At 69.3% G+C, this 26005-nt stretch carries 26 protein-coding genes and 1 tRNA gene; 10 read left to right on the top strand and 17 right to left on the bottom strand.

What is annotated here, in order from left to right; genetic code table 11:
- Positions 1 to 194: 194 nt before the first annotated feature.
- Both petA and ACZ5PP_RS01775 read right to left on the bottom strand, forming a co-directional pair.
- A complete protein-coding gene (gene petA, locus ACZ5PP_RS01780) occupies positions 195 to 710 on the bottom strand; it encodes a ubiquinol-cytochrome c reductase iron-sulfur subunit (RefSeq protein ID WP_004301228.1) in 516 nt (171 codons plus the stop codon).
- 265 nt (positions 711 to 975) lie between these two features.
- Complete coding sequence (locus ACZ5PP_RS01775; RefSeq protein ID WP_464826639.1) at positions 976 to 2376, bottom strand: sigma-54 interaction domain-containing protein; 1401 nt, start codon at positions 2374 to 2376, stop codon at positions 976 to 978.
- Between the two features lie 295 nt (positions 2377 to 2671).
- On the opposite strand from ACZ5PP_RS01775, the gene ACZ5PP_RS01770 reads away from it, so the two are divergent.
- Entirely contained in the window at positions 2672 to 3112 is a 441-nt protein-coding gene (locus tag ACZ5PP_RS01770) for a GatB/YqeY domain-containing protein (RefSeq protein ID WP_004301232.1), read from the top strand.
- Between the two features lie 135 nt (positions 3113 to 3247).
- On the opposite strand, the gene ACZ5PP_RS01765 is transcribed toward ACZ5PP_RS01770, so the two are convergent.
- The 9 genes from ACZ5PP_RS01765 to ACZ5PP_RS01725 form a co-directional block, all read right to left on the bottom strand.
- Positions 3248 to 3796 (bottom strand): phasin family protein, encoded by a 549-nt coding sequence (locus ACZ5PP_RS01765; protein ID WP_004301234.1) that lies wholly within the window; start codon positions 3794 to 3796, stop codon positions 3248 to 3250.
- A gap of 302 nt (positions 3797 to 4098) precedes the next feature.
- Positions 4099 to 4311 (bottom strand): DUF3079 domain-containing protein, encoded by a 213-nt coding sequence (locus tag ACZ5PP_RS01760; protein ID WP_004301235.1) that lies wholly within the window; start codon positions 4309 to 4311, stop codon positions 4099 to 4101.
- 92 nt (positions 4312 to 4403) lie between these two features.
- The gene (locus ACZ5PP_RS01755; protein ID WP_043742228.1) at positions 4404 to 4754 is read right to left on the bottom strand and encodes a cupin domain-containing protein; all 351 of its coding nucleotides are present in this window, start codon (positions 4752 to 4754) and stop codon (positions 4404 to 4406) included.
- Between the two features lie 74 nt (positions 4755 to 4828).
- Positions 4829 to 5935: an HPP family protein gene (locus tag ACZ5PP_RS01750; RefSeq protein WP_464826638.1), complete on the bottom strand. Its 1107-nt coding sequence runs from the start codon at positions 5933 to 5935 to the stop codon at positions 4829 to 4831.
- Between the two features lie 370 nt (positions 5936 to 6305).
- A tRNA-Val gene (locus ACZ5PP_RS01745) sits at positions 6306 to 6381 on the bottom strand.
- A gap of 39 nt (positions 6382 to 6420) precedes the next feature.
- A complete protein-coding gene (locus ACZ5PP_RS01740) occupies positions 6421 to 6693 on the bottom strand; it encodes an HU family DNA-binding protein (protein WP_004361487.1) in 273 nt (90 codons plus the stop codon).
- Positions 6694 to 6911: 218 nt separating this feature from the next.
- A complete protein-coding gene (locus tag ACZ5PP_RS01735) occupies positions 6912 to 7496 on the bottom strand; it encodes a DUF5610 domain-containing protein (protein WP_043742235.1) in 585 nt (194 codons plus the stop codon).
- 144 nt (positions 7497 to 7640) lie between these two features.
- The gene (locus ACZ5PP_RS01730) at positions 7641 to 7892 is read right to left on the bottom strand and encodes a hypothetical protein (protein WP_043742238.1); all 252 of its coding nucleotides are present in this window, start codon (positions 7890 to 7892) and stop codon (positions 7641 to 7643) included.
- A gap of 252 nt (positions 7893 to 8144) precedes the next feature.
- Positions 8145 to 8954 (bottom strand): ABC transporter substrate-binding protein, encoded by an 810-nt coding sequence (locus tag ACZ5PP_RS01725; RefSeq protein WP_043742460.1) that lies wholly within the window; start codon positions 8952 to 8954, stop codon positions 8145 to 8147.
- Between the two features lie 305 nt (positions 8955 to 9259).
- On the opposite strand from ACZ5PP_RS01725, the gene ACZ5PP_RS01720 reads away from it, so the two are divergent.
- Both ACZ5PP_RS01720 and ACZ5PP_RS01715 read left to right on the top strand, forming a co-directional pair.
- Complete coding sequence (locus ACZ5PP_RS01720; RefSeq protein WP_004301248.1) at positions 9260 to 9655, top strand: MbcA/ParS/Xre antitoxin family protein; 396 nt, start codon at positions 9260 to 9262, stop codon at positions 9653 to 9655.
- A gap of 12 nt (positions 9656 to 9667) precedes the next feature.
- The gene (locus ACZ5PP_RS01715) at positions 9668 to 10384 is read left to right on the top strand and encodes an RES family NAD+ phosphorylase (RefSeq protein ID WP_043742240.1); all 717 of its coding nucleotides are present in this window, start codon (positions 9668 to 9670) and stop codon (positions 10382 to 10384) included.
- A gap of 128 nt (positions 10385 to 10512) precedes the next feature.
- Here ACZ5PP_RS01715 and acnB read toward each other — a convergent pair whose 3' ends face one another.
- On the bottom strand, positions 10513 to 13110 hold the full coding sequence (gene acnB, locus ACZ5PP_RS01710; protein ID WP_004301251.1) for a bifunctional aconitate hydratase 2/2-methylisocitrate dehydratase: 2598 nt from the start codon (positions 13108 to 13110) through the stop codon (positions 10513 to 10515).
- A gap of 407 nt (positions 13111 to 13517) precedes the next feature.
- Here acnB and acnA point away from each other — a divergent pair, with 407 nt between their 5' ends.
- From acnA to ACZ5PP_RS01690, 4 genes are all read left to right on the top strand, one after another.
- A complete protein-coding gene (acnA, locus tag ACZ5PP_RS01705; protein ID WP_464826637.1) occupies positions 13518 to 16217 on the top strand; it encodes an aconitate hydratase AcnA in 2700 nt (899 codons plus the stop codon).
- 102 nt (positions 16218 to 16319) lie between these two features.
- Positions 16320 to 16709 carry a YchJ family protein gene (locus ACZ5PP_RS01700; RefSeq protein WP_012585309.1) on the top strand — a complete coding sequence of 130 codons (390 nt, stop codon included), beginning with the start codon at positions 16320 to 16322 and terminating at the stop codon, positions 16707 to 16709.
- A gap of 208 nt (positions 16710 to 16917) precedes the next feature.
- A complete protein-coding gene (locus ACZ5PP_RS01695) occupies positions 16918 to 17301 on the top strand; it encodes a DUF6394 family protein (protein WP_004301257.1) in 384 nt (127 codons plus the stop codon).
- 25 nt (positions 17302 to 17326) lie between these two features.
- Positions 17327 to 19066: a potassium channel family protein gene (locus ACZ5PP_RS01690; RefSeq protein ID WP_043742243.1), complete on the top strand. Its 1740-nt coding sequence runs from the start codon at positions 17327 to 17329 to the stop codon at positions 19064 to 19066.
- Between the two features lie 77 nt (positions 19067 to 19143).
- Here the strand turns inward: ACZ5PP_RS01690 and ACZ5PP_RS01685 are convergent, their stop codons facing one another.
- Positions 19144 to 19368: an RNA-binding S4 domain-containing protein gene (locus ACZ5PP_RS01685; RefSeq protein ID WP_004301260.1), complete on the bottom strand. Its 225-nt coding sequence runs from the start codon at positions 19366 to 19368 to the stop codon at positions 19144 to 19146.
- 79 nt (positions 19369 to 19447) lie between these two features.
- Between ACZ5PP_RS01685 and ACZ5PP_RS01680 the strand changes: the two genes are divergently transcribed.
- A complete protein-coding gene (locus tag ACZ5PP_RS01680; protein WP_464826636.1) occupies positions 19448 to 20434 on the top strand; it encodes an ATP adenylyltransferase family protein in 987 nt (328 codons plus the stop codon).
- Between the two features lie 22 nt (positions 20435 to 20456).
- Here ACZ5PP_RS01680 and ACZ5PP_RS01675 read toward each other — a convergent pair whose 3' ends face one another.
- The 4 genes from ACZ5PP_RS01675 to ACZ5PP_RS01660 all read right to left on the bottom strand — a co-directional run bounded on the left by ACZ5PP_RS01675 (position 20457) and on the right by ACZ5PP_RS01660 (position 23695).
- A complete protein-coding gene (locus ACZ5PP_RS01675; RefSeq protein WP_464826635.1) occupies positions 20457 to 20816 on the bottom strand; it encodes a YkgJ family cysteine cluster protein in 360 nt (119 codons plus the stop codon).
- Positions 20817 to 21153: 337 nt separating this feature from the next.
- On the bottom strand, positions 21154 to 21918 hold the full coding sequence (locus ACZ5PP_RS01670) for a YecA/YgfB family protein (protein ID WP_273424057.1): 765 nt from the start codon (positions 21916 to 21918) through the stop codon (positions 21154 to 21156).
- Positions 21919 to 21996: 78 nt separating this feature from the next.
- Entirely contained in the window at positions 21997 to 22674 is a 678-nt protein-coding gene (gene trmB, locus ACZ5PP_RS01665; RefSeq protein WP_276663035.1) for a tRNA (guanine(46)-N(7))-methyltransferase TrmB, read from the bottom strand.
- A gap of 10 nt (positions 22675 to 22684) precedes the next feature.
- Positions 22685 to 23695, bottom strand: coding sequence for a tRNA dihydrouridine synthase (locus ACZ5PP_RS01660; protein WP_004301270.1), 1011 nt, complete (start codon positions 23693 to 23695; stop codon positions 22685 to 22687).
- A gap of 181 nt (positions 23696 to 23876) precedes the next feature.
- Between ACZ5PP_RS01660 and rpmE the strand changes: the two genes are divergently transcribed.
- Both rpmE and ACZ5PP_RS01650 read left to right on the top strand, forming a co-directional pair.
- Complete coding sequence (gene rpmE, locus ACZ5PP_RS01655; RefSeq protein ID WP_004301272.1) at positions 23877 to 24095, top strand: 50S ribosomal protein L31; 219 nt, start codon at positions 23877 to 23879, stop codon at positions 24093 to 24095.
- 182 nt (positions 24096 to 24277) lie between these two features.
- Complete coding sequence (locus ACZ5PP_RS01650) at positions 24278 to 25936, top strand: ArnT family glycosyltransferase (RefSeq protein WP_004301274.1); 1659 nt, start codon at positions 24278 to 24280, stop codon at positions 25934 to 25936.
- Positions 25937 to 26005: the final 69 nt, after the last annotated feature.

Below are 26005 nucleotides of genomic sequence, written 5' to 3'. Positions count from 1 at the left end.
AAAGTGGATGGACGGTGAAAGCGGCGCAGCCGGATGCCGCTGGCGAAGTTGCCGAGGCGCGAGTGTGCCGCCGATCGCCCGCGCAGCCCTTGACCGTGCGCAAACGCAGGCCGCTGGAGAAATCGCCCCGCGGAGCAGAATGGCTTGCGCGGAAGTGCCGCGCTTCGGAAGCCCTGCAGGAGCGGCAGCCCCGTTCATGCCATGCCGTGGTCGTCCTCGCCGATCAGCACGAGGCCGTCGGAGAGCCACTTGTGCGGCGGGATCTCGAGGTTGGTGGGGGCCGGCTGGCTGAGATAGACGCGGCCGGCGAGGTCGAAGATCGAGCCGTGGCAGGGGCACAGGAAGCCGCCGGGCCAGTCGGCGGTCATGCCCTCGGTGGTGCCGATGGCGAACTTCTCGGACGGCGAGCAGCCCAGGTGCGTGCAGATGCCGATCACAACGAGGTATTCCGGCTTGATCGAGCGCTGCCGGTTGGTGGCGTACTCGGGCTGCTGCGGTTCGCCCGAGACAGGGTCAGCGAGGCGGGCCTTATTGTGCTCGAGCGTGGCGAGCATCTCGGGCGTGCGGCGCAGGATCCACACCGGCTTGCCACGCCACTCCACGGTCACCATGTCGCCGACTGCAAGTTTGGAGACGTCGGCCTCGACCGGCGCGCCGGCGGCCCGGGCGGGCGGCGGAAAAAAGGGCGAAGCGGCCGGGGGGCACTCCATCGGAACTGCGCTGCCAGGGGCAAGACCGTCGAGGGGGGACGATCATGCAGCGATCACGACGCGGCCTGCTTCGCTCTGGGCTCTACAAAGCAATCGGCGTACCAGCTCCAGAAAAGGCCGGTCTGTCGGGCATAGTTGTCGTATTTGGGCGCCTTGATACTGCCAAAGGCTGCCGCCCCCTCGATGGTACTGCCACAGCTGACAGCAACCCGGCACCTCCGCGACCAAGTGCCGCGATCCGGTGCTGCTTCCCGCGCCCCCCCACTCAGCGCGCCGCCCCCCCACCCTCCTCATCCCCACCGCGCATCGCCTGGCCCTCGAGCAGGCCGAGTGACTTCAGCCGCCGATACAGCGTGCGCTCGCTGATCCCCAGCCGGCGAGCCAGCTCGCGCCGACTGCCACGATGCGCGCGCACGGCGCGCAACATGGCCTGGCGCTGCACCTCCTCGAGATCCAGCGGATCGCGCACCGGGATCGCTGCGGCCAACGGACCTCCACTGGCAAATCGTGACTCGGCGCTCTCGCTCTCGGGATGCAGCACCTCCTCGGGCAGATGCTCGGGCCCGATCAGCTCGCCGTCGCACATCAGACTGGCACGCTCGAGCACGTTGCGCAGCTCGCGCACGTTCCCCGGGAAGGCGTAGTTGCTCAGCACGCGCAGCGCGGCCGGACTCGGCGACAGCTTGCGCTTCGGCGCGACACGTTCGAGCAGGGAGTCGATCAGCAGCGGCAGGTCGCCTTCCCGCTCGCGCAGCGGCGGTACGGTGATGGGGAAAGTGTTGATGCGGAAGTACAGGTCCTGACGGAAGCCGCCCTCGGCGATCATGCGCTTGAGCGGACGGTGGGTGGCCGAGACCAGGCGGATGTCGGCACGACGCAGCTCGGTGGAGCCGACGCGGCGGTAGGTGCCGGTCTCGAGCAGGCGCAGCAGCTTGACCTGCATGGCGAGCGGAATGTCGCCGACCTCGTCGAGGAAGAGGGTGCCGCCGCTGGCCGCCTCGACCAGCCCGGGCTTGCGCGCCGTGGCGCCGGTGAAGGCGCCGCGCTCGTGACCGAAGACCTCGCTCTCGAACAGGGTCTCGGGCAGGCCAGAGCAGTCCACCACCACGAAGGGCCCCTCGGCGCGCCGGCTCGCCTCGTGCACCGCGCTCGCGAGCAGCTCCTTGCCGGTGCCGGATTCGCCCTGCAGCAACACGCTCGCGTCCGAGGGCGCGACCCGCGCGATGAGCTCGAGCATGTGCTGGAAGGCCGGCGAACGTCCGATCAGGCCGCGATGGTCGGACACCCCGCGGGCGACGTGCAGCGGCTCCATCTTCTCGATGAACCAGGCGAGCTCTCCGCCGGCGTCGCGCACCGGAGAGAGCTCGATGTCGACGTACTCCTCGCCGCGCGGCGTGTGGTGAAGGTGCAGCACGCGCTCGCGCTGGCCGGACTGCAGGCTGCGCGCGAGCGGGCAGGATTCGCCGGCACGGTCGCAGGGCACGCTGTAGTGGTGCGACACGTCGTAGCAGGTGCGCCCGATCACGCTGCGCGCCTCCGGCCACGAGCGCCGGTAGGCGGCGTTGGCGGCGAGGATGCGGTAGTCGCGATCGCACAGGATGTGCGGTTCGGGGAAGGTCTCGAGGAAGGAGACCAGCTCGGGCAGCGGGCGGGGGTCGGGCGGCATGTCCTGTCAGATCTGGCGGAAGGTCTGCCAGCAGTCTGCGTCCCCGGGAGCGGCGCCGTCAATCGCCTCCCCTTGAGCCGGGCCTGGGCAGCGCGAGCGGGCGGCGCGACTGCGGCAGGCGTGCTTCGGCAACGTGCGCCGCGTCAGCGGGAACCGCAGGCTGCGAGGCGCGATCCGGGCGCTGTGGCGGTACGGGCTGCGGTAGACTCGGCCCCCGACCGGCGTCCTGCACGCCGCTCCGTGACCGGAGGCCTGCGTCGCACGCCTCCCCCGCTCGATTCCACCGGAGACCCCGATGAGCCTGCTGGCCCAACTCAAGAAAGACTCCCTGCTCGCGCGCAAGGCTGCCGACAGCGTGCGCGCCACCCTGCTGTCCACCCTGATCGCCGAGGCCGAGATGGTCGGCAAGAACGCCGGCAACCGCGAGAGCACCGACGACGAGGTGCAGCAGACGATCCGCAAGTTCCTCAAGAACAACCAGGAAGCCGCGGCCGTGATCAGGGACAGCGGCCGCCTGGCCGTGCTCGAGCGCGAGTGCGCGGTGCTGACGGCCTACCTGCCGCCGATGGCCACCGAGGCCGAGGTGAAGGCCTTCATCGCCGACGCGGTCGCCAGCCTGGCCGAGCGCTCGCCCAAGCAGATGGGCGCGGTGATGGCTGCGCTGAAGGCCAAATACGGCAGCGGCTTCGACGCCAAGCAGGCGAACGCCTGGGTCAAGGAAGCCCTGGCCGCTTGAGGCCCGTCGGCAGGCCCGGCCGGCCGCTGCGGCTTCCATGCGGCGAGCCGGGCACCATGTAAGAAAGGCCGCCCGGCAATGCCGGGCGGCCTTTTCTGTTGCGTGGAGAAGCGACCGCCTCTCCGCGCGCTGCGATCACTTCTTGGTCGCGGCGCTCACGGCCTTGACGGTGGCTTCGGTCGCGGCGGCCATGTTGGCTTCGGCGACTTCGGCGGCTTGGCGGGCGGCCTTGCTGGCGTTGTCGTACAGGCTGTTGGCGGTGTTCATCGCCGAGCGGACGGCCTCGAACACGCCTTCCGAACCGGCGGGCGCCTGCTTGGCGGCCTGCTCGAGCATGTCGTGGAAGCGCTTGTTGAGGTCGGCGATCTGCTTCTCGAACAGGTTCGACACTTCCTGCTGACCCTCGGTGGCGATCTCCTGAACGCTACGGGCGTAGGCGACGGCCTTGTCGAGCATCGGCTTGGTCAGCTCGCCCTGGAGCTTCGCGAGCTGCTGCGGGTCCTTGGCTTCGGCCAGCTTGCGGGTGGTGGCGACGCTGTCCTCGAGCACCGAACGCACGGTGTTGAGGTTGAGTTCGGCCAGGCGCTCGGCACGGGCGATGGCGCTGTTGGCGAGCGACATCATGGCTTCGAGGTTGGCTTGGCCGACGGCGGCGAACTGCTCGGGGGTCTGGATCTTGGTCATGGCTGGCTTCCTTGGTGAGTTGCAGTGGAGTCGATGATGCGAAAGAAACTCGCGGTCCATGCGGCCTTGTTGCCCGAAACCATTCCGGCTTCGTTTTGCTGCACCGCACAATGGAGCCGATTATAGCGTTGGGAATTCCACCGTCAACACTTTTTTGTTGCACCGCAACATTCCGCTGTGCCACCCGTTAGCCAAGTGGTGGAAATCCCGCTCGCAATCGCATTCGCCGCGATCCTCCTGATGCTCTTCCATCGAGGTTTCAGGCGCATGAAAGAGGCAGCGCAGCGCCCTCGCCCGCCTGCTCACGCCGCCTTCTTCTTGCCCGGCGTCGCGGGATCCTCCGGGTCGATGCCCCAGTCGCCATAGGTGTACCAGTCGTCGCCGAGCAGCTCGATCGGGTGCTGGGTGCGTCCCGAGCCGTTGCCGCAGCCGAGCGCATCGACCGGACAATATTTGTCGCAACCCCAACAGATGCGCTCCGGGTTCTTCGGATGAAGGGGAAATTTCTTCGCCATGACCACACTCTCCAATACGCTGCCCGGGTTCCGGGCGCGCTCGACTGCCCGCGCGGGCACCCGGCAGGCGGCCGGGTGCGCCACCTCCCCGCTCAGGCCTTGCGCTCGCCCTTGAGCATCACCAGCAACATCTTGAACTGCGCGCGCGGCGCCACCGCGTGCGGCGCGCCGGCGGGGATCAGCAACGTTTCGCCCTCGCCGAGCCGATGGATGTCGGCGTCGACGCGCACTTCCGCTTCGCCCTCCACACCGATCAGCAGCGCATCGAAGGGCGCGGTGTGCTCGCTGAGGCCCTCTCCCTTGTCGAAGGCGAACAGCGTGACGCTGCCGGCGGCATTCTTCACCAGCATGCGGCTCACGATCGCCTGGTGCTGGAAGTCGAGCATCGACTTGAGCTTCTCGACGCGGGTTTCGCCGCCCGCGGCATTCGTGCGATCCGTCATTTCGGGTTCCTCCCTTCTGTCAGGCATTCCATTGCAATCCTACTCCTGCGCGCGGGTCGATCCGCCGGCGTCCGCTAAGCCCCGCGCTCGCCGGCGAAGAGCGCCGCCACCACGTCCGACTGGGTGATCATGCCGACCAGCCTGCCGTCCTCGTCGGCCACCGGCAGGTGATGCAGGCCGCCGTCCGAGAAGGCCCCCACCAGGTCGGCGAGCGATTGCCCGGGGCGGGCGCTGTGCACGCGCCCGCTCATGATCTCGGCGACCACGCGGGCGGTGCGCATGCGCGGCACCGGCTGCGGCTCGGGGTTGTGGCGGTCGATGAAGAAGTCCGGCACCGATACGATGCCGACCAGCCGGCCGCCCTCCTCCACCACCGGCAAGGCCTTGATGCGGTGGTGCGCGAGCAGCGCCCAGGCCTCGCCCACCGGGGCCTGCGGACCCACGCTCACCACGTCGCGCGACATGATGTCGGCGCAGCGCAGCGCGCCCCAGGTGCGCCGGCGCGCGTTCATCTGCGCGCGCACCATGATCTCCTCGAGGTCGTCGCGATCGACGTCGAGCACCTCGCCGAAAGAGGCCAGCGCCGCGTCGAGGTCCTCCGCACGAAAGCCGACGCGCTTGCTCGGCAGCGGATCGGCCGTGCCGTGCGCCTGCGCACGCGCGGGCGCAAGGTGCGGATAGCGCCGTCCCACGAGGTTGTTGAACAGGAAGGCGACCACCAGCATTGCCAGCGTATTGACGAGCACGGGCATCAGCGCGAAGGCGTAGCCGAGTTCATGCACCATCGGACCACCCAGCACCGCCGTCAGCGCCACCGCTCCGCCCGGCGGATGCAGGCAGCGCAGCAGGAACATCGCCCCCACCGCGAGGCAGCCGGCGAGCGCGACGGCCGTCCCGGTCTCGCCCAGCCAGCGATAGCAGCCTACCCCGATCAGCGCCGACACCAGGTTGCCGACGAGGCTCGGCCAGGGCTGCGCGAGCGGACTCGCCGGGACACAGAACAGCAGCACCGCCGACGCCCCCATCGGGAGGATGAACCACGGTTCCTGCCCGCCCAGCGCGAGGAAGCCGATCCACTCGGTGCAACCCAACCCTACCGCCACCCCCAGCGTCCCCAGTGCCATCTCGCGCCGCCCCGCAGACAAGGCGGCAGGCAGGGAGAACAGTCGGGCGAGGGACATCGGCAGGCTCCAGCGGCGAGGCGCAACGAGGGGTGCCCACCGGTCGGTCAGGCAGGCGGCAGACTCCCGTCTGCACTGTCCGGCAAGCACGGCACCGTGCGGGTGGGCGCTCGCCCTTGCGGCATCGACCCGCATCCGCACGAGCCGGTCATTACATCAAAAAATGATATTTTAAACCGTATCCCGGATTCGGCGAGGACTCGCGGCATTACAAAATGTATGGGTGCGAGGGTGCGGGAGTCAGCGGGAACGGATGGGGGATGGGCGGCGGGTGCGCAACGGAGGGCGCGCGACCATTCGATCATCCACGACAAAAAGGCCCGGTACGCGGTCCGGGCCTTTCGTTTCGCCGAGAAATCGGCGCATTCGGTGGTGGGTGCTGACGGGGTCGAACCGCCGACATTCGCCTTGTAAGGGCGACGCTCTACCGACTGAGCTAAGCACCCGCGCTTTCCCCGGCGCGGATGCCGGAGCAGCAAAGTCCGCTAGTTTACAGAATCCTTGAGCCCTTTGCCAGCGCGGAATTTCGGCACCTTGGCCGCCTTGATCTTGATGTTCTTGCCGGTGCGCGGGTTGCGCCCGGTGCGCGCGGCGCGCTCGCCCACGTAGAAGGAGCCGAAGCCCACCAGGGTGACGGTTTCGTTCTGACGCAGGGCCTCGGTCACCGCGGCAACGGTCGCGTCCAGCGCGCGCGCCGCATCCGCCTTGGTCATGCCAGCCTTCTCCGCAATGCTTGCAACCAGTTCCTGTTTATTCACTTGACCCCCTCCGGTTTTGTACTGCAATGGGTGGAACCGTGGCCTTGGAATGGTCGGAATGCGCCACGGGTTGCGACATGACCTGCGGAACTCGCGATTTTATAGCGCGCGCGATTCAGCACTGTCAACGCGGCAGGAAGTGCCGCCGTGGGACATTCGACGAGACTTCCGGCGCGTGCGGTGCAGCATGGCCGAAGCCTGCATCTCCACCAGACCACCTACTGCGGCTCAGCCGCAGCGGGCAGGCGCTCTTGGATGAAGCGGTCGTACCCCTCCAACACCAGCTCGCGCGTCTTCATCACGTCGGCCTCGACCGCGCCCTTGAAGACGCCCAGGCCTTCGAGGATCTCGCGCGCCTCGCCGAAGCCGCTCTCGAAACCGCCACGGATCACGTCAATGAAGTCGCGCAGCACGGTCTCGGGGGCATCGTCCTGGCGCCGCGCGGCATAGACCTCGAAGAACGCGGTCGACATCGACACGATGCGCCCGGCGGTGGCTTCGGCCGAACGATCCTGGTCCATGGAGTTCTGGATGGCCTGCGGACCCAGCGTGGGTGCAAGCGCCTCGTTGATGCCCTCGATTGCCGAGCGCAACAACAGCGCTTGTGATTGATCTCCCGAGCGGATCGACACCTCTATCGAAGCCTGCAGGATGCCGATATGGAGATCCTTGCGCAGCTCGGACTCGGTGGTTGGCGCCTGACGCTGCAGGCGCGACGCCGCCGCACTGTTCTGGCGCGCGGCATCCGCCGCCTGGACGGACGCACCCGCGGGGACGGAGGCACTCGTCAGGACGGTATTCATGGCGGACTCCTTTGGCGTTGTTCTCTCACTTCCAGTCTAGACAGCGGCCCGGCATCGCGCTGCGCCAAGACCGCTCAAACGTCGCGAGTCCGCAGCCGCCCGGGATGATCATCGCCCCGACGGCGAGCGTGAGCGCGCGCGGATTCATGCCGGCACCCCCCGTCCGCACGGGCGCCGCAGCACCCGCAGGACCAGGATCGCCGCCAGCGCGACGACGAGGAAGAACAGCCATTTCGGCATGATGTCCCACCACCTGTCGAAGAGCTTGGTGTATCGGAAGAGCATGAAGAACACGATTCCCGTGTTGACCATGTCGTTCCACGCGCGGCGCGCGCCGAACCAGATCGCCAGGGCGCTGGTGACGAAGCCTGTGAGGCGCCGGTGCGGGGCTTGCACCGATCAGGATCGCCACCTGCACCGTCTCGGGAAAGAAGCCCCGGAACAGGTGGGAGAGGAAGAACACGCTCGCCAACATCGCGAGCGCACCGAGAAAGGACGCCACCCGCATGCCGAGCGAGACATGGCGGGCGCACTGCCTCGTCGGCCGGTCTCGATGACGTGAGCCAATCCGGCGCCACGCTGCCCGGCAAGGCGTGTGCGGACGACTCCGGTACCGGACTGCCTGCCGCGCTGCGCGACCGCGCCGCTTCAGGCGTGCAGCCGAGCAGCCCAGCGCGCGATGATCTCCGCCAGCGCCGGCAGCCCCTCGCGGATCGCCACCGGCCCCGGCGCCAGGATCAGCGCGGATTTCACCTCGTGCAGCTCGTCGTCGCGCACGGCCGGAACGTCCTCCCACCCCGCACGTGCAGCCACACGCTCGGGGCGGAAGCGCTTGCCGCACCACGAGCCCACCACGATATCCGGCGCCGCCCGCGCCGCCTCCAGCGGATCGGCGAGGATGCGCTGCGCCGCGCCCGGATGGCGCGCGCGCTCGGCAAAGATGTCCTCACCGCCGGCGATCCCGATCAGCTCCGACACCCAGCCCACCGCGCTGATCGGCGGCTCGTCCCACTCCTCGAAATACACCCGCGGCCGCCGCGGCAGCGCCGCCGCCCGCGCGCGTACCGCGTCCATCGTCGCCTCGAGCTCGGCCACCAGGGTCAGCGCACGCGCCTCCGCCCCAACCAGCCGGCCCACCGTCTCGACCATCGCCAGGATGCCGTCGACGCTGCGCTGGTTGAACACATGCACCGCCACCCCGGCCTTGATCAGGTCACGCGCCACGTCCGCCTGCATGTCGGAGAACCCCAGCACCAGGTCCGGCGCGACCGCGAGGATCTTCTCCAGGTCGCCGCTGGAGAAGGCGAACACCTTCGGCTTCTCCTTGCGCGCACGCGGCGGGATGACTGTGTAGCCGCTGATGCCGGCGATACGGTCCTCCTCGCCCAGGGCATAGAGGACTTCGACGGTCTCGGTGGTCAGGCAGACGATGCGGGAGGGGAGGCGGCGTGGGTTCATGGCGGGATTATCGCGCATCCCCTCGGGCACGCGTGCTCAGCCCCGGTCTGCTCCTCGCCCATTCGCCGCGCGTACGGCCTGCATGCTGGGAGCGACCCGCTTCGCGATCCCCACGTGCAGAAACCGGTGCGATCCGGAATCGTCAGCTTTGGCGACCGATTGCGAACGGCCTTTCGGCTACCTGGAGGACGCTCGACTTGAAACGGCGGCCTAGCTTCAGGCGTTATCTTTAACACTTCACTTGTTTTCTTTAAAACAGACCACTATCCTCGAAGTACCGATCACCACCAAGCGAGGAGCCCGCCATGAGCGCCATCGCCGAGCGCGAAGTGAACGCATCGGAAGACCGCGGTGCGCTGGCCAGGATGGTCATGACCCTGCTCGATCACTGGAATCTGAGCACCGAGGACCAGGCCGCGCTGCTCGGCATCGCCGCCAGCAACCGGGCGGCGCTGTCGAACTACCGCAGCGGCAAGCCGATCGGCACCAGCCGCGACCAGTACGACCGGGTGGGGCACCTGCTCGGCATCCACAAGAGTCTGCGCCTGCTCTTTCCGCACAACCGCGACCTGGCCTATCGCTGGATGAGCACCCGCAACAAGGCCTTCGACAACCTGAGCCCGGTCGAGGTGGTGAAGGAATGGGGCTTTGCCGGGCTGCTGATGGTGCGGGGCTACCTCGACCACGCTCGTGGCCTGTGAGCCGGGCGCACGATGAATTCGCCGTTCGCGCAGGTCTCGCTGGCCGACGTCCATCAGGACGTGGCGCGCAATATCGTGTCGCTGCGCCAGTCGCAGGACCTGTTCGACGACCTGACGGACGATCCGACCGGGTGGTTGCTGGCGCAGAAGGTGGAGGCGGAGGTTCGGCCGCCGTCGTACCGCTCGCACACGCCGATCATCGACCGCCCCTTCGAAGATGCGGCCTGGTTCAACGCCATCCTGTGGCCGTTCAAGCACTGGCAGGCAAGCCGGTTTTCCGACGGATCCTTCGGCGTGTGGTACGGCTCGGACTCGGTCGAGACCACGGTCTTCGAGTCGGCCTATCACTGGTACCGGGGCCTGCTGTGCGATGCCGGGTTCGAGCGCGAGACCGTGATCGCCGAGCGCAAGGTCTATCGGGTGGCCTGCAGCGCCGCCTTGCTGGACTTTCGCGAGGCCGCTGTCGACTACGCCGACCTGCTGCACCCGTCCGATTACAGCTTGCCGCAGTCGGTGGGCGCGCGGATTCACCGCGAGGGCCACCCGGGCCTGCTCATCCAGTCGGTCCGCCGACGCGGGGGCGAGAACGTGGCGATCTTCAACCCGGGCGTGCTTTCCAACCCGAGGCACCACTGCCAGCTCACCTACCGCCTCGAGGGCGCGCGGATCGTGGTGGAAAAGCACCCGGGGGAGACCTGGATCAGCGCGGCGGTCGCCGAATTGGGCTGATCGCGCAGCAGCCTCCGCTGCCCGGGGCACCGGCGCCCCCAAAAGCAAAACCCCCCGCCATCGCTGACGAGGGGTTTCTCCACCAGGACGGCCTCTCAGCCGTCCCGGCGCTCGAGCCGCTTACCGAATCAGACTTCCACCGTATCCGCGACCGAGCGGAATTCCTCGATCTGGTCGAAGTTCATGTAGCGGTAGATGTCGGCGGCCTTCTTGTTCACCACCTCCACCTGCGCCATGTACTCGGCAACGCTCGGGATCTTGCCCATCAGCGCGCACACCGCGGCCAGCTCGGCCGAACCCAGATAGACGCGGGTGTCGATGCCGAGGCGGTTGGGGAAGTTGCGCGTCGAGGTCGACATCGCGGTGCTGCCCTTGCGGATCTGCGCCTGGTTGCCCATGCACAGCGAGCAGCCCGGCATTTCCATGCGGGCGCCGGACTTGCCGAGCACGCCGTAGTAGCCTTCCTCGTTGAGGATCATCGCGTCCATCTTGGTGGGCGGGGCGATCCACAGGCGGGTCGGGATGTCGGACTTGCCGTCGAGCACCTTGCCGGCGGCGCGGAAGTGGCCGATGTTGGTCATGCACGAGCCGATGAAGACCTCGTCGATCTTGTCGCCGGCGACTTCGGACAGCAGCTTGACGTCGTCCGGGTCGTTCGGGCAGGCGACGATCGGCTCCTTGATGTCGGCGAGGTCGATCTCGATCACGGCGGCGTAGTCGGCGTCGGCGTCGCCCGACAGCAGCGTGCCGTTGGCGATCCAGTCCTCCATGGCCTTGATGCGGCGCTTGAGGGTGCGGGCGTCCTGGTAGCCGTTGGCGATCATCCACTTCATCAGCGTGATGTTCGAGTTCATGTACTCGACGATCGGCGCCTTGTTGAGGTGGACCGTGCAGCCGGCGGCGGAGCGCTCGGCCGAGGCGTCGGTGAGCTCGAAGGCCTGTTCGACCTTGAGATCCGGCAGGCCTTCGATCTCGAGGATGCGGCCGGAGAAGATGTTTTTCTTGCCCTTTTTCTCGACGGTCAGCAGGCCCTGGCGGATGGCGTACAGCGGGATGGCGTTGACCAGGTCGCGCAGGGTGACGCCCGGCTGCATCTTGCCCTTGAAGCGCACCAGCACCGATTCCGGCATGTCGAGCGGCATCACGCCGGTGGCTGCGGCGAAGGCGACCAGGCCCGAGCCGGCCGGGAAGGAGATGCCGATCGGGAAGCGGGTGTGGCTGTCGCCGCCGGTGCCGACGGTGTCGGGCAGCAGCAGGCGGTTGAGCCAGGAGTGGATCACGCCGTCGCCCGGGCGCAGCGCGACGCCGCCGCGGGTGCTGATGAAGCTCGGCAGCTCGCGGTGCATCTTGACGTCGACCAGCTTCGGATAGGCGGCGGTGTGGCAGAAGGACTGCATCACCAGGTCGGCGGAGAAGCCGAGGCAGGCGAGGTCCTTGAGCTCGTCGCGGGTCATCGGGCCGGTGGTGTCCTGGCTGCCGACGGTGGTCATCTTGGGTTCGCAGTAGGTACCCGGGCGGATGCCCTGGCCTTCCGGCATGCCGCAGGCGCGGCCGACCATCTTCTGCGCCAGGCTGAAGCCCTTGCCGGTATCGGCGGGGGCCTGCGGCAGGCGGAACAGCGTCGAGGGCGGCAGGCCGAGGGCCTCGCGCGCCTTGGTGGTGAGGCCGCGGCCGATGATCAGCGGAATGCGGCCACCGGCGCGCACTTCGTCGAGGATGACCAGGGTCTTGAGCTGCGATTCGGAGATCACGGCGCCGTTCTTGAGCGCGGTGACCTTGCCGGAAGCGTGGTCGACCTTGAGCTCGATCTCGTCGCCCATGTCCATCTGGCCGGCGTCGATCTCGATCGGCAGCGCGCCGGCATCTTCCATGGTGTTGAAGAAGATCGGGGCGATCTTGGAGCCGAGGCACACGCCGCCGAAACGCTTGTTCGGGACGAAGGGGATGTCCTCGCCGGTGAACCACAGCACCGAGTTGGTGGCGGACTTGCGCGAGGAACCGGTGCCGACCACGTCACCGACGTAGGCGACCAGGTTGCCCTTGGCACGCAGCTCTTCGAGGAACTTGACCGGGCCGCGCACGCCCGCTTCTTCCGGGGTGATGCCCGGACGCGGGTTCTTGAGCATGGCCAGCGCGTGCAGCGGGATGTCGGGGCGCGACCAGGCGTCGGGTGCGGGCGACAGGTCGTCGGTGTTGGTCTCGCCGGTGACCTTGAAGACGGTGAGCTTTTGCGAGGCGGGGACTTCCGGGCGGCTGGTGAACCACTCGGCGTCGGCCCACGACTGCATCACGGCTTTGGCGTTGGCGTTGCCCTTCTCGGCCAGCTCCTTGACGTCGTGGAAGTAGTCGAACATCAGCAGGGTCTTCTTGAGACCCTCGGCGGCGACCGCGCCCACTTCGGCGTCGGCCAGCAGATCGATCATCGGCTTGATGTTGAAGCCGCCCAGCATGGTGCCGAGCAGCTCGGTGGCCTTGGCGCGCGACACCAGGGCACAGGCTTCCTCGCCCTTGGCGACCCTGGCCAGGAACTCGGCCTTGACCTTGGCGGCGTCATCCACGCCGGCGGGGACGCGGTAGGTGAGCAGCTCGACGAGGAAGGCCTCCTCGCCGGCGGGGGGGTTCTTGAGCAACTCGACGAGTTCGGTGGCCTGCTGCTTGGAGAGCGGCAGCGGCGGGATGCCGAGGGCGGCACGTTCGGCGACATGGGCACGGTAGGCTTCAAGCACGGCGACTTCCTCACTATGTGACGGTGATCGGGACTCCGGACGGGTCGGCCCCACCGGAACGGGCGAGATTATATGTCTTTTATAAGACTTGCGGTGCAGTGCAACACCATGGCTCGTCGCCCGACATTCGAGCCGGAAGATTCTACGCCTTCGTCACGCTGCGGGGGATATCCCCGCGCGCGGCATGCGTTCGCTGACCGGCAGGGTCTTGCGGACGATCCCGCAGAGGGTGTGCCGTAGAGCGATGCAAGTCGCGATTGCAGCGTCTGCACCCCGCCGTCGCCCGTCGCCACCACGCCATCGCGACTCGCGTCGCTCCCACGGGAACGCACGACTTGCGCCTGCAGGAACTTCCCCGCCGCGCAGCGATCGTTTGTATTGGTCCCAACAGGAAAAGGAGATCCACGATGTCTGCCACCCCGTTCGATACGCTCCGCCCCCTGCCCGCGTCCGCCGCCCGCCTCTCCTATCACTCGCTGCCGGCGCTCGAAGAGGCCGGCGTGGGCCGCATCTCGCGGCTGCCGGTGTCGATCCGCATCGTGCTCGAGGCCGTGCTGCGCCACTGCGACGGCCACAAGGTGACCGCCGAGCACGTGCGCGAACTCGCCAACTGGGAGGCCGACGCGCCACGCACCGCCGAGATCCCCTTCGTGGTCGCGCGCGTGGTGCTGCAGGACTTCACCGGCGTGCCGCTGCTCGCCGACCTCGCCGCGATGCGCAGCGTGGCCGTGGCGCAGGGCCGCGAGGCCAAGCTCATCGAGCCGCTCGTGCCGGTCGATCTGGTGGTCGACCACTCGGTGCAGATCGACCACTACGGCACGCCCGACGCGCTGCGCCGCAACATGGAGATCGAGTTCGAGCGCAACCACGAGCGCTACCAGTTCATGAAGTGGGGCATGCAGGCCTTCGACAGCTTCCGCGTGGTGCCGCCGGGCATCGGCATCGTGCACCAGGTCAACCTCGAACACCTTTTCCGCGGCGTGCGCACGCGCGATGGCCTGTGCTTCCCCGACACCCTGGTGGGCACCGACTCGCACACCACCATGATCAACGGCATCGGCGTGGTGGGCTGGGGCGTGGGCGGCATCGAGGCCGAAGCGGCGATGCTCGGCCAGCCGGTGTACTTCCTCACCCCCGACGTGATCGGCGTGGAGCTGCGCGGCAGCCTGCCCGGCGGCACCACCGCCACCGACCTGGTCCTCGCCGTCACCGAGATGCTGCGGCGCGAGAAGGTGGTGGGCAAGTTCGTCGAGTTCTTCGGCGAGGGCACCGCCAGCCTGTCGGTCACCGATCGCGCCACCCTCGCCAACATGGCGCCGGAGTATGGCGCCACCATGGGCTTCTTCCCGGTGGACGCGAAGACCATCGACTACATGCGCGCCACCGGCCGCGAAGAGGCCGAATGCGCGCTGATGGAAGGCTACTTCCGCGCGCAAGGCCTGTTCGGCGTGCCGCGCGCGGGCGAGATCGACTACACGCGCAGCCTGATGCTGGACCTCGCCACGATCGAGCCCGCGCTCGCCGGCCCCAAGCGCCCGCAGGACCGCATCGCCCTGCCCGCCATGCGCCACGAGTTCGAGCGCCTGTTCTCCGCGCCAGTGTCCGAGAACGGCTTCGGCCGCGAGGCCGCCCGGCTCGACGACCGCTTCGCCACCGGACGAGAGGATGTGGACCTCGGCCACGGCGACGTGCTGATCGCCGCCATCACCTCGTGCACCAACACCAGCAACCCGGCGGTGATGATCGCCGCCGGCCTGCTCGCGCAGAAGGCGGCCGCGCGCGGGCTGCGCGTGACGCCACACATCAAGACCTCGCTCGCGCCGGGCTCGCGGGTGGTCACCGACTACCTCGGCAAGGCCGGCCTGCTCGAGCCGCTCGCCACGCTCGGCTTCGCGCTCGCCGGCTACGGTTGCACCACCTGCATCGGCAACGCCGGCGATCTCGCCCCCGACTTCAACGCGGCGATCGTCGAGCACGACCTCGTGGTGGCCGCCGTGCTGTCGGGCAACCGCAATTTCGAGGCCCGCATCCACCCCAACATCCGCGCCAACTACCTCGCCTCGCCGCCGCTGGTGGTGGCCTTCGCGCTCTCCGGGCGGGTCAACATCGACCTCGACACCGAGCCGCTCGGCACCGGCAGCGACGGTCGGCCGGTGTATCTGCGCGAGCTCTGGCCGAGCTCGGACGAGATCGCCGCCGCACTACCCTTCGCCACCGATCCGGCCAGCTACCGCCGGCTCTACGCCGACTTCACGCGCGACCACGACCTGTGGAACGCGATCCCCGCGCCCACCGGCCAGACCTACGACTGGCCGCCCTCCACCTACATCGCCTGCCCACCCTTCTTCGCGGGCTTCGGCATGACGCCCCCGCCGGCGAGCGACATTCACGACGCACGCGCACTGCTGCTGCTCGGCGACTCGGTGACCACCGACCACATCTCGCCCGCAGGTTCCTTCCGCGAGACCAGCCCGGCCGGGCGCTGGCTGCGTGGGCAGGGTGTGGAGAAGACGGACTTCAACTCCTACGGCTCGCGTCGCGGCAACCACGACGTGATGGTGCGCGGCACCTTCGCCAACGTGCGCGTGAAGAACCTGATGCTGCCGCCCAACCCCGACGGCAGCCGCGTCGAAGGCGGCTACACCCTGCTCGACGGCGAGCAGACCACGGTGTTCGAGGCGGCGAGCGCATGGATCGCGCGCGGCGTGCCGACCATCGTGTTCGCGGGCGAGGAATACGGCACCGGCTCGTCGCGCGACTGGGCTGCCAAGGGCACCGCGCTGCTCGGGGTGAAGGCGGTGGTGGCGAGGAGCTTCGAGCGCATCCACCGCTCCAACCTGGTCGGCATGGGCGTGCTGCCGCTGCAGTTCATCGGCGAGGACAGCTGGCAGGCGCTGGGGCTGGATGGGAGCGAGAAGTTCACGCTGGAAGGCATTGCCGCCGGTCTGACGCCGCAGCGGACGCTCACGCTGCAGATCGAGCGCGCCGACGGCTCGAGGCAGTCCGTGCCCCTGCTGTGCCGTATCGACACCCCGATCGAGGTCGAGTACTACCGCCACGGCGGCATCCTGCCCTACGTGCTGCGCGCGATCCTCGGCGGAAGCTGAGCCGCGCGGCCGGATCGCAACCTGCGTCGTCGCAGCCCCCCCCCCGCAGCACGCTCCGGCCCCGCGTCCGCATCTCCCCTCGGCCCGCTATACTCGCCCCCCATGATCCCCTCCACCCCTTGCCCCTGCGGCTCCGGTCGCGCATTCGGGGCGTGCTGCGGGCCGGTGCTCGCGGGCGAACGCCCGGCGCCCACCGCCGAGGCGCTGATGCGCTCGCGCTACACGGCCTTCACCTTGCGCGACACCGCCTACCTGCTCGCGAGCTGGCATCCCTCCACCCGCCCGCAGGACTTGGCGCTCGACGAGCAGCCGCCGCCGAAATGGCTCGGCCTCGACGTGCGTGCCCACCGCCCGCTCGCCGACACCCGCGCGGAGGTCGAATTCCTCGCCCGTTGCCGCATCGGCGGCCGCGCCCGGCGCCTGCATGAGACCAGCCGCTTCGTGAAGGAGGACGGGCGCTGGTATTACGTCGACGGCGACCTCCACGACTGAGGCTCGCCCTCGTGCCAGCCGGCCTCGGCCCGGGATCACCGCCGGCGCCTGAGCGAACCGCCCGATCGCGACTTGCGTCGCTCCCACAAAGACCAAAACGCCCCGCAATCCGCGCGGCCACCCGGCCTGCTGTCGGCGCTGCGCGACATCGCAGGTCCGGCGCGCGCATAATTGCCCCATCGTCATCGCGCGCACCCAACGGAAGATCATGAACCTCGAAAAAGTCATCTTCGGTTTCTTCATCGTGCTGGCGGCCACGCTCAACTTCGGCTTCTTCGTCGGCGACATCGACAATCCGGTCCACCACGACGTCTACGAGCTCTTCGCCGCGCTGGTGGTCAGCCTGATCGCCACCGTGCTCAAGTTCGGCGACCGCACCCAGATCGGCGCGGTGCATCTGTCCACCAGCCTGGTGGCCGACCTGCAGCTGGTCGCCGCCGCGATGGTGTGGGGCTACTCGGCGCACGTCGCGGGCGCGGGGATGACGCCGGAGATGACCGCGCGCGTGGTCTCGCTCTCGGGCGGCGCGCTCTTCGCCAACGTGGTGTCGGTGATCATCCTGATCGCCGAGACCATCATGCAGCGCCGCTGAACGCCACCTCGCCGAGACCCGCGCCGTGCAGCAGGCCCTCGCCCGCCACCACAGCATCTTCCTGCTGATCCTGCGTCGCCTGCGCGCACCGCTGATCCTGCTGATCGTGCTGTTCGCGATCGCGGTGCTCGGCCTCACCCTGGTGCCCGGCCCGGTCGTCGACGGCGAGACGAGCTATCTCAGCTTCTTCCACGCCTTCTACTTCATCAGCTACACCGCGACCACGATCGGTTTCGGCGAGATTCCCTACACCTTCTCCGACCAGCAGCGGCTGTGGGTGATCGTCAGCATCTACCTGTCGGTGATCGGCTGGGCCTATACGCTGGGCTCGGTGTTCAGCCTGCTCGCCGACCGCAGCCTGCGCCAGGCGATCGCGATGCAGGGTTTCGTGCGCGCGGTGCGGCGGCTGCGCGAGCCCTTCTACCTGGTGTGCGGCTACGGCGAGACCGGCCGTCTGATCTGCGACGCGCTCGACCGCATGGGCCTGCGCGTCGTGGTGATCGAGGTCGACGAGACCAAGCTCGGCGAGCTCGATCTGCACAGCTATTCGGCCGACGTGCCCGCGCTGTGCGCGGACGCCGCAAACCCCGAGACGCTCCAGTTCGGCGGCCTCACCCACGCGAGCTGCATCGGCGTCATCGCGCTCACCAACGACGACGCCACCAACCTGGCGATCGCGATCGCCGCACGCCTGCTGGCGCCGAAGGTGCCCGCACTGTGCCGCGCCGAGCACACCGCGACCTCGGCCAACATGACCTCCTTCGGCACCCGCCACATCCTCAACCCCTTCGAGCGCTTCAGCGAAACGCTCGCACTCTCGCTGCACGCGCCCAAGGCCTCGCAGCTCTTCGACTGGCTCACCGGCCTGCCCGGCAGCCACGTCGAGCAGCGCCGCGATCCGCCGCGCGGCAACTGGATCGTCTGCGGCCACGGGCGCTTCGGTCGCCTGCTGGTCGATGCGATGGACTCCGAGGCAGTGCCGGTGACCATCATCGACATCGACCCCAAGCCCGACGGCATTCACCGCTGGGTGCAGGGCGACGGCACCGGTGCCGCATCCCTGCTCGAGGCCGGCGTGCGCGAGGCGACCGGGATCGTGTGCGGCACCAGCTCGGACGTGGACAACCTTTCGATCGCGGTGACGGCGCGCGAGCTCAACCAGGAGCTCTTCGTGATCCTGCGCCAGAACCACGAATCCAACCGCGCGCTCTTCGAGGCCTTCGAATCCGACATCACCGTGGTCCCGAGCCGGGTGATCGCGCACGAATGCATCGCGATCCTGAGCACACCGCTGCTCGCGCCCTTCCTGGCCGAAATCCGCCGCCGTGACGAGGAGTGGTGCGGCGCACTGCTGCATCGCCTGACCCGCCACCTCGGCTGGAAGGTTCCGCGGATCCGCAGCCAGCGCGTCAACCTGTCGAGCGCGCCGGCGCTGTATCGCCGCCTGATGCGCGGCGAGACGATCACGCTCGAACGCCTGCTGCGCTCGCCCGCCGACCGCTCGATGGCGCTCGACTGCGCGGTGCTCTACCTCGAGCGCGACGACGACGACCACCGGATGACGCCCGCCGCCGACGAGAAGCTCCGCCCCGGCGACGAATTGCTCTTCGCCGGCACCCGCCGCGCGCTCGAGGATGTCGCCCTGATCTTCGCCAACGAGCACACCCTCGAATACATCCTCACCGGCCGCGACCTGCCCGGCGGACGGGTCTGGGAAATGCTCGCGCAGCGCAAGCACGGGAAACGCTCGCCGCAGCTGCCCTGAGCCGCTCCCCACGTTGCCGGGGCACGGCCCCGCCGCTCGAGCGCCGATCGCGACGTGCGCCGCGTCTGCGAGACCTGCTAGCCCGCGCCTTCCTCCACGAGTTCCACCGCCTCGCCGGCGAACGACACCCGCTGTCCCGGCCGCAGCTTGGCGCGCTTGCGCGACTCGGGCTTGCCGTCGACCTTCACCAGGCCGTTTTCCACCGCGGCATGCGCCGCACCGCCCGACTCGACCAGACCGGCGGCCTTGAGCAACTGGTCGAGCTGAATGTATTCACCGCGCACTTCGAACCGTATCGCCATCGCGATCCCTCCTGCCCGCCACGGCTGCGCGCGCGGGCCTCGTGTCAAAATGGCGGCATTGTCTCCCGCACGCCCGCCCATGACCAGCACGCCCACCGCCCGCGATCCGGCAAGCGACGCCGCCCCGGCCAGCGCCTCGGCGCCCGCCCACCGTTCTCTGTCCGACACCGCAGCGCTCACCGCCCATCCGCCGTCGAGCGCCCGCTCGCGCGCGGACGACCTCCTCGAGCGCACCGACCACGTGATCGCCGCGGCGCTCGCCAGCGGCGCACTGCAGCCGATCCGTACCGAGCTCGACTGGCTGGAGCAGGACGGCCTGCGCTTCTCGGTGCGTTGGGTATCGTCCCTCGCGCTCAAGGATCGGGCGCGGGTCGACACGGTCACTGCCCGGCGGCCCGACTTCAACCCCTTCCTGCCGCCCGAGCCTGCGCTCACGGTGGCGGCCATCGGCGCGGATCACCTCGTGGTGCTGAACAAGTTCCCGGTGATCGATCGTCACCTGCTCATCGTGACCCGCCGTTTCGAAGACCAGAGCACGCCGCTCGGCGGCGCGGACTTCGCCGCGCTCGCCGCGGTAGTGGGCGCGCACGGCGGGCTGGGCTTCTACAACGGCGGCCGCATCGCGGGGGCGAGCCAGGCACACAAGCACCTGCAGTGGGTGCCCGCGCAGGCCTCGGCGCTGGAAGACTTCCTGCCTCCGCTGCATCCCGGGGCGGCAGCGGAGAACCTCGCCCTGCCTTGGGCGCACGCGGCGGTGGGGGTGGACGAATCCGCCTGGTCGCACCCGGACGACGCCGGATCGGTCCTTCTGGCCGCCTACCGCCTGGCCTGCGAGCGGCTGGAGCTTCCCTGCGACGCCGATCCGATGCCGCCCTACAACCTGCTGGTCAGCCGTGGCGCGCTGCTGCTGGTGCCCCGCACACGCGAGAAATGGGACGACGTGTCGCTGAATTCGCTCGCCTGGGCCGGCTCGCTGTTCGTGCGCGACCGCGCCCAGATCGACGGCTTGCGCCGACATGGCCCGCTCGAGGTGCTCGCCGCGGTGGGCCGGCCGCGCGGCGGATAGGCTGGCGAGACGTATCCGGCGATCAGGCCGCGCGCGGCAGCGGACTCTGCGGCAGCGGCGGCAGGCCGATGGTGGCGCGGAGCTCGTCGCACTTCGGGTTGGGCGTACCGTCCTCGAAATAGACGGGAAATTCACGACAGGGGGTGGGCCGGTTCTCGTAGATCGAACACGCGACCTGCCGGCCCACCTCGCCGGAGAGCGCGCTGCAGCGTCGCGGCACCTGGTTGCTGCCCTTCATGCAGCGCAAGGTGTGGGTGAGTTTCTCGGTCATCTCCGCCGGCACGAAACCGCCCGGCGCGTCGTCCGCCTCGGCCCAGTAGAAGGAGATCCGAAAGTGCGTGCAGCAGATGCCGCAGTCGAGGCAGGGGTTGAACTCGTCCATGAACGGAGCGCCGAGAGGACCGGCCGAGGGCCGTGGGGCGCGCATTCTAGCGCCGCCGGGAGGCGCCGGAAAGTGGTGCAAAGCGCTTTGTTTTCAGTGACCTGAAATCATTTTGAGAAATATTTTCCGGAGAGGGAAACCCGCTCGCATCGGATCGCGCCCGCAGCGCGTCCCCGGGCGCGGCGGTTCCTTGTGGGAGCGACGCAAGTCGCGACTACGGCTTGTCCACGCTCGCCAACGCTCGTCCGCTGTTCCGGCGCCCGCTCGCGACTCGCGCCGCTCCGGCGGCGCATCCCCGGGCGCGACGGTCCTGTGCGCGCCGGCACGCCCGGGATGCTCAGGTTTCGGCTTCGCCGGATTCGGGCTCGGGCTCGGCGCCGTTGGCGCCGCAGCATTTCTTGTATTTCTTGCCGCTGCCGCACGGGCACGGATCGTTGCGGCCGGGGCCGGCGCTGGCGGGCTTGCGCGGAGCCTCGGTGGACAGCGGCTCGGCGGCCGGCAGACCCAGATCGCGCCAGTGGGCGAAGATGTCGTTGACCGCCTCGCCCACGTCGGCGAGCCAACCCAGGCGGGTCTCGTCGTCGGCCTTCGCGGCGTCCTCCTCGCCCCAGGGCGCGAGCACCTCGTCGAGGGTCTCGCGCACGGCCTCGACCGCCTCGGCGTCCAGCCCCTCCTCCCAGCCCTCGGGCCACAGGTCCAGGCCCTGAGCGAAACCGTCGATCCAGGCTTCGCCGAGCTTGAGCCCATCGCCCTCGGCGACCGCGAAGCAGAACGGCTCCCAGCACGCCTCGTCCTCGTCGTCCAGGCCGAGCGTGGCGAGCAGCTCGTTGTGATACGCCTTCACCAGCCGGATCGCGCGCTGCAGGCCGCTGCCCGAGCCGAAGCCGACCTCGTCGCCGTGCGCCGACCACACGCCGGGCATCCAGCGCTCGGCCGGGATTGGCCGCGGCGAGATCATCACGCCAGCGAGGTAGCCGTCGAGCATCTCGAGGTCCATGCAGTCCTCGGGCACGATGTCCGAGGTGAGGATCTCTTCCAGCGCCTCGAAATCCTCGTCGCTCATCGTGCGCAGCGCGGACGCGTCCGCGCCCCTTTGTTCCATACCGTTCATGGCAATCTCCTTTGACCGGCGCCAAGGGTGGCCCAAGGCGGCGCGGCGGGCAAGCACGATCTTGCGGAATCAGCCCGCGGCCGCGAGATCCAGCCCGATGCGGTACAACGGCTGCCCCGAGTCGCGGTACTTGCGCTCGAAGGGGGTCAGCGGCGTGGCGGCCTCGAAGCCTTCCCAGGCGACCTCGCGCCCGAGCACGAGGCCGAGCGCGAAGGCGAACTCCTCGATGTAGACCTTCCAGTTGCTGCGGCATTCCAGCACGCCACCGAGGCGGGGAATCCACGGGAACACCGGGTGCGCGTGCCAGCGCCGGCCGAGGTGGCCGATCTTGGGCCAGGGGTTGGGATAGAGGAGGTAGTGGCGCGCGAGGCGCAGCCCAGCCTCGTCGAGCAGGCGCCAGAAGTCCACCAGGTCGGCGCGCACGAAGACCATGTTCTTCGGCAACAGCGCCTCGGGATAGGGCTTGCGACGCGCGAGGCGGTCGGCGGACTGGTCGACGCCGATCACCCAGTGGTCGGGAAACTGGCGCGCGATCTGGATGGTGCTGTGGCCGACGCCGCAGCCGGCATCGAGGATCAGCGGCGCACTGCGGCCCCAGCCGGCGAGCGCCTCGGCGAGCGCGGCACGGTTGTAGTCGGTGCAGGGCTTGCGGAAGGGATGCTCGAGGTGCTTGCGCACGCGCTCGGCGAGCGCCTCGTGGACGCCCTGCTGGGCGCTCTGCGGGATGCGGGAGTTGGCGTAGCTCATCGGGCCGCTCTCATCGGTCGGGACTCGTCGGCCGGGGCCCGTCGGCCCGGGCAGATGGCGGGTGGTCGCACGCGGGAATGCCGTGGCGGCGGAGTTCCTCGTTCATGCGCGAGGGGTGGACGACGCGGCGCACCGCCTCGTGCAGCCGGCCCGCCGCGGGGTAGTTGCGCCGCAGCATGCCCAGCCACAGCTTGAGCCGGCCACAGGCATGCACCGGGGCGGCGCGCCCCTGCACGCCCTCCCAGTAGCGCAGGAGGTGCGGGTGCAGTTCGACCCAGTCGCGCTCGTCCGGCTCGGTGCCGCGTTCGCCGCGGATGCGGCGCGCGAGCCAGGGGTCGGAGACCGCGCCGCGGCCGATCATCACATCCTCGGCTGCGGAGACCTCGCGGCAGCGTGCCCAGTCGCGCACGCTCCACACCTCGCCGTTGGCGGTCACCGGCACGCGCACCGCGTCGCCGATGCGCGCCACCCACTCCCAGTGCGCGGGCGCGCGGTAGCCCTGCTCGCGGGTGCGCGCATGGACGACGATGGCCTGCGCGCCACCGTCCGCGAGCGCCTGCGCACAGTCGAGCGCGCGCGAGGGGTCGGCGATGCCCAGGCGCATCTTGGCGCTCACCGGGATCGCTGCGGGCACGGCGGCACGCACTGCGGCGGCGATGTCGTGCAGCAGGCGCGGGCGGTCGAGCAGCATCGCACCGCCACCATGGCGATTGACCACCTTGGCCGGGCAGCCGAAGTTGAGGTCGATGCCGTGCGGGCTCAGCGCGGCCAGGCGCGCCGCGTTCTCCGCGAGCAGGACGGGATCGCTGCCGAGCAGTTGCACCGCCACCGGCGTGCCCGCGGCGGTGCGGCTGCCGGCGAGGATCTCCGGGCAGATGCGCTCGAACATGCGCCGCGGCAGCAGGGTGCCGGAGACGCGGACGAATTCCGACACCGCGAGGTCGTAGCCGCCGATCGCGGTCAGCACGTCGCGAAGCACGAAATCGGCCACGCCCTCCATGGGCGCGAGCAGCAGGCGCACGCAGGAACCTCGTCGGTGATTGATCAGGCGCGCGATTGTACCGGTCGCGGCCCGAAAAACCGTCCCGGCGCACGACAGCAGACGTGTTTTTCCTTGTCAGGACGGGGCGGCTGGCGGATAATCTCGCGCTTTACGACACAGGGCGGTCACAACCTCCGCCCGCAAGATTCAGGAAATCACCATGAAAGCGGACATCCATCCCAAGTACGCCGACGTCAACGTCACCTGCTCGTGCGGCAACACCTTCGTGACCCGTTCGACCCTGGGCAAGCCCCAGTACCACGTCGAGGTGTGCTCGGCCTGCCATCCGTTCTACACCGGCAAGCAAAAGATCGTCGACACCGCCGGCCGCGTCGAGCGCTTCCGCCAGAAGTACGGCAACGTCCAGCGCGCGAGCTGAGCCGTCGCAAAGCCGGGATCCGCACCGCCCCGGGCGGTCGTGGCAGGATTCCGCAGGCACCGAGGAAGGCAGCGCAAGCTGCCTTTTTTATTGCCCCGCCGCCGGCAGGCACCCGCGCCCTCTCCGTCCTGCCCACTCCGCCGCGCTTGGTCCGCGCAGCCACTCCGAAGCACAATGCCCGCATGATCCGCGATCCCGCCACGCCCACCCTGTTCCAGCGCCGCGTCTACGGCACGGTCGGCCTGACCCTGCTGGTCGGCCTGTACCTGCTCGTCGGCCTGACCGCGCACGACCCCTGGCGCGGCGACGACGCGCGCCATTTCGGGCCCGTGCTGGCGATGCTGCGCGGCGAGTCCTGGCTGTTTCCCCTGCTCGCCGGCGAACCCCTGGTGGAGCATCCCCCGCTGTATTACTGGGTCGCCTCGGCCTTCTCCGCGCTCACCGCGGCCTTTCTTCCGGCGCACGCCGGGGCCCGCCTGGCGAGCGCCGTCTTCGTGGCGCTGGCGATCTGGTGGCTGGCGCGCGCGGCCGAATCCCTGCATGGTCGCGCCGCCCGCACGCCCGCCGCGCTGCTCGCGCTCGGCACGCTAGGCCTGGTCCTGCATGCGCACGAGACGCAGCCCCTGCTCGCCCTCTTCGCCATGCTCGCACTGACCCTGTCCGGCCTCGCGGAGTTGCCGACACGCCCGCTCGCCGGGGGCCTGAAGGCGGGCATGGGTAGCGGCCTGGCCTTCCTCTCCGCAGGCTTCGGCGGCCTGTGGATGAGCGCTCCCCTGTTGCCGCTGGCGATGCTGCTGAGCGCCGACTGCCGCAGCCCGCGCGCGAGCGGCGCCGTGCTGCTGGGACTGTGCCTCGCGCTGACCACCGCCGCGCTGTGGCCGCTCGTGCTCCACCTGCAACACCCCGAACTCCTGAGCCTGTGGCTGCGCAACGAGTGGCAGTGGATCGTCGGCCCGATGCTGCGCCCGGCCGAGCTGCCGCGACTGCTCGAGCTCGGCGCCTGGTTCATGTGGCCGCTGTGGCCGCTGGCCTTGTGGGCGCTCTGGCGCGCGCGCCGCCAGCCCGGCGTGCTCGCGATCCTGCTGCCGCTGGCGAGCGCCGGACTGGTGCTGGCCTGGCTGGTGGCGATCGACGATCTCTCGCAGGCCCGGCTGATCCCGCTGGTGCCCGCGCTCGCCCTGCTCGCCGCCGGCGGCGTGGCCAGCCTGCGCCGCGGCGCCGCGAGCGCGCTCGACTGGTTCTCGCTGATGAGCCTGGCCGTCTTCGGCATCCTCGTCTGGCTGGCATGGAGCGCCCAGGTCGCCGGCTGGCCGAGCGGTCTCGCACGCCACGTCGCGCGCAACGCCCCCGGCTTCGTGCCGCCGGACGCCAACCTGCGCCTGCTTGCCGGCGGCGCCATCAGCGTGGTGTGGATCCTCCTCGTCGCCCGCCTGCCCCGGTCGCCCGCACGTGCGCCGGCGAACTGGGCGATCGGCCTGGTGATGCTGTGGAGCCTGGCGGTGGTGTTGCTGATGCCCTGGTTCGACCAGGGACGCAGCTACCGCACGGTGGTGGAATCGCTCGATATCGCGGTGCGCGGCGAGCGCGGCGCACAGGCGAGGGAATGCATCGCCACCACCGGGCTGCCCGACGCGATGAAGCTGTCGATGGACTATTTCGCCGGCCTGCGCGCACGCCCGATCGACGCCGACGCCACACCGTGTGCTCTGCTGCTGGTCCATGTCGAGCGCCGCGGCCGCTCCGCCGCGCTCGCACCCGAATGGGAAACCGTGTGGGAATACCGCCGTGGTGCCGGCAAGCGCGCCGAAACCTTCCGGCTGCTGCGCCGCGCCGGACGCTGAACCGACGCATCCGTGCCGTTGCGGCGAGGTCCTTGCATTCTCGCCTGCCCGAATCGCGACTTGCGTCGC

Source organism: Thauera sp. DNT-1, assembly GCF_055393985.1.
The sequence above is the reverse complement of the archived record's forward strand: the minus strand, read 5'-3'. Positions and strand labels throughout refer to the sequence as shown.

What these genes read in the sequence shown, in the direction of transcription:
- petA (WP_004301228.1), bottom strand. Translation starts at nt 710, where the DNA reads ATGGAGTGCCCCCCGGCCGCTTCGCCCTTTTTTCCGCCGCCCGCCCGG.
- ACZ5PP_RS01775 (WP_464826639.1), bottom strand. Translation starts at nt 2,376, where the DNA reads ATGCCGCCCGACCCCCGCCCGCTGCCCGAGCTGGTCTCCTTCCTCGAG.
- ACZ5PP_RS01770 (WP_004301232.1), top strand. Translation starts at nt 2,672, where the DNA reads ATGAGCCTGCTGGCCCAACTCAAGAAAGACTCCCTGCTCGCGCGCAAG.
- ACZ5PP_RS01765 (WP_004301234.1), bottom strand. Translation starts at nt 3,796, where the DNA reads ATGACCAAGATCCAGACCCCCGAGCAGTTCGCCGCCGTCGGCCAAGCC.
- ACZ5PP_RS01760 (WP_004301235.1), bottom strand. Translation starts at nt 4,311, where the DNA reads ATGGCGAAGAAATTTCCCCTTCATCCGAAGAACCCGGAGCGCATCTGT.
- ACZ5PP_RS01755 (WP_043742228.1), bottom strand. Translation starts at nt 4,754, where the DNA reads ATGACGGATCGCACGAATGCCGCGGGCGGCGAAACCCGCGTCGAGAAG.
- ACZ5PP_RS01750 (WP_464826638.1), bottom strand. Translation starts at nt 5,935, where the DNA reads ATGTCCCTCGCCCGACTGTTCTCCCTGCCTGCCGCCTTGTCTGCGGGG.
- ACZ5PP_RS01735 (WP_043742235.1), bottom strand. Translation starts at nt 7,496, where the DNA reads ATGAATACCGTCCTGACGAGTGCCTCCGTCCCCGCGGGTGCGTCCGTC.
- ACZ5PP_RS01725 (WP_043742460.1), bottom strand. Translation starts at nt 8,954, where the DNA reads ATGAACCCACGCCGCCTCCCCTCCCGCATCGTCTGCCTGACCACCGAG.
- ACZ5PP_RS01720 (WP_004301248.1), top strand. Translation starts at nt 9,260, where the DNA reads ATGAGCGCCATCGCCGAGCGCGAAGTGAACGCATCGGAAGACCGCGGT.
- ACZ5PP_RS01715 (WP_043742240.1), top strand. Translation starts at nt 9,668, where the DNA reads ATGAATTCGCCGTTCGCGCAGGTCTCGCTGGCCGACGTCCATCAGGAC.
- acnA (WP_464826637.1), top strand. Translation starts at nt 13,518, where the DNA reads ATGTCTGCCACCCCGTTCGATACGCTCCGCCCCCTGCCCGCGTCCGCC.
- ACZ5PP_RS01700 (WP_012585309.1), top strand. Translation starts at nt 16,320, where the DNA reads ATGATCCCCTCCACCCCTTGCCCCTGCGGCTCCGGTCGCGCATTCGGG.
- ACZ5PP_RS01695 (WP_004301257.1), top strand. Translation starts at nt 16,918, where the DNA reads ATGAACCTCGAAAAAGTCATCTTCGGTTTCTTCATCGTGCTGGCGGCC.
- ACZ5PP_RS01685 (WP_004301260.1), bottom strand. Translation starts at nt 19,368, where the DNA reads ATGGCGATACGGTTCGAAGTGCGCGGTGAATACATTCAGCTCGACCAG.
- ACZ5PP_RS01680 (WP_464826636.1), top strand. Translation starts at nt 19,448, where the DNA reads ATGACCAGCACGCCCACCGCCCGCGATCCGGCAAGCGACGCCGCCCCG.
- ACZ5PP_RS01675 (WP_464826635.1), bottom strand. Translation starts at nt 20,816, where the DNA reads ATGGACGAGTTCAACCCCTGCCTCGACTGCGGCATCTGCTGCACGCAC.
- ACZ5PP_RS01670 (WP_273424057.1), bottom strand. Translation starts at nt 21,918, where the DNA reads ATGGAACAAAGGGGCGCGGACGCGTCCGCGCTGCGCACGATGAGCGAC.
- trmB (WP_276663035.1), bottom strand. Translation starts at nt 22,674, where the DNA reads ATGAGCTACGCCAACTCCCGCATCCCGCAGAGCGCCCAGCAGGGCGTC.
- rpmE (WP_004301272.1), top strand. Translation starts at nt 23,877, where the DNA reads ATGAAAGCGGACATCCATCCCAAGTACGCCGACGTCAACGTCACCTGC.
- ACZ5PP_RS01650 (WP_004301274.1), top strand. Translation starts at nt 24,278, where the DNA reads ATGATCCGCGATCCCGCCACGCCCACCCTGTTCCAGCGCCGCGTCTAC.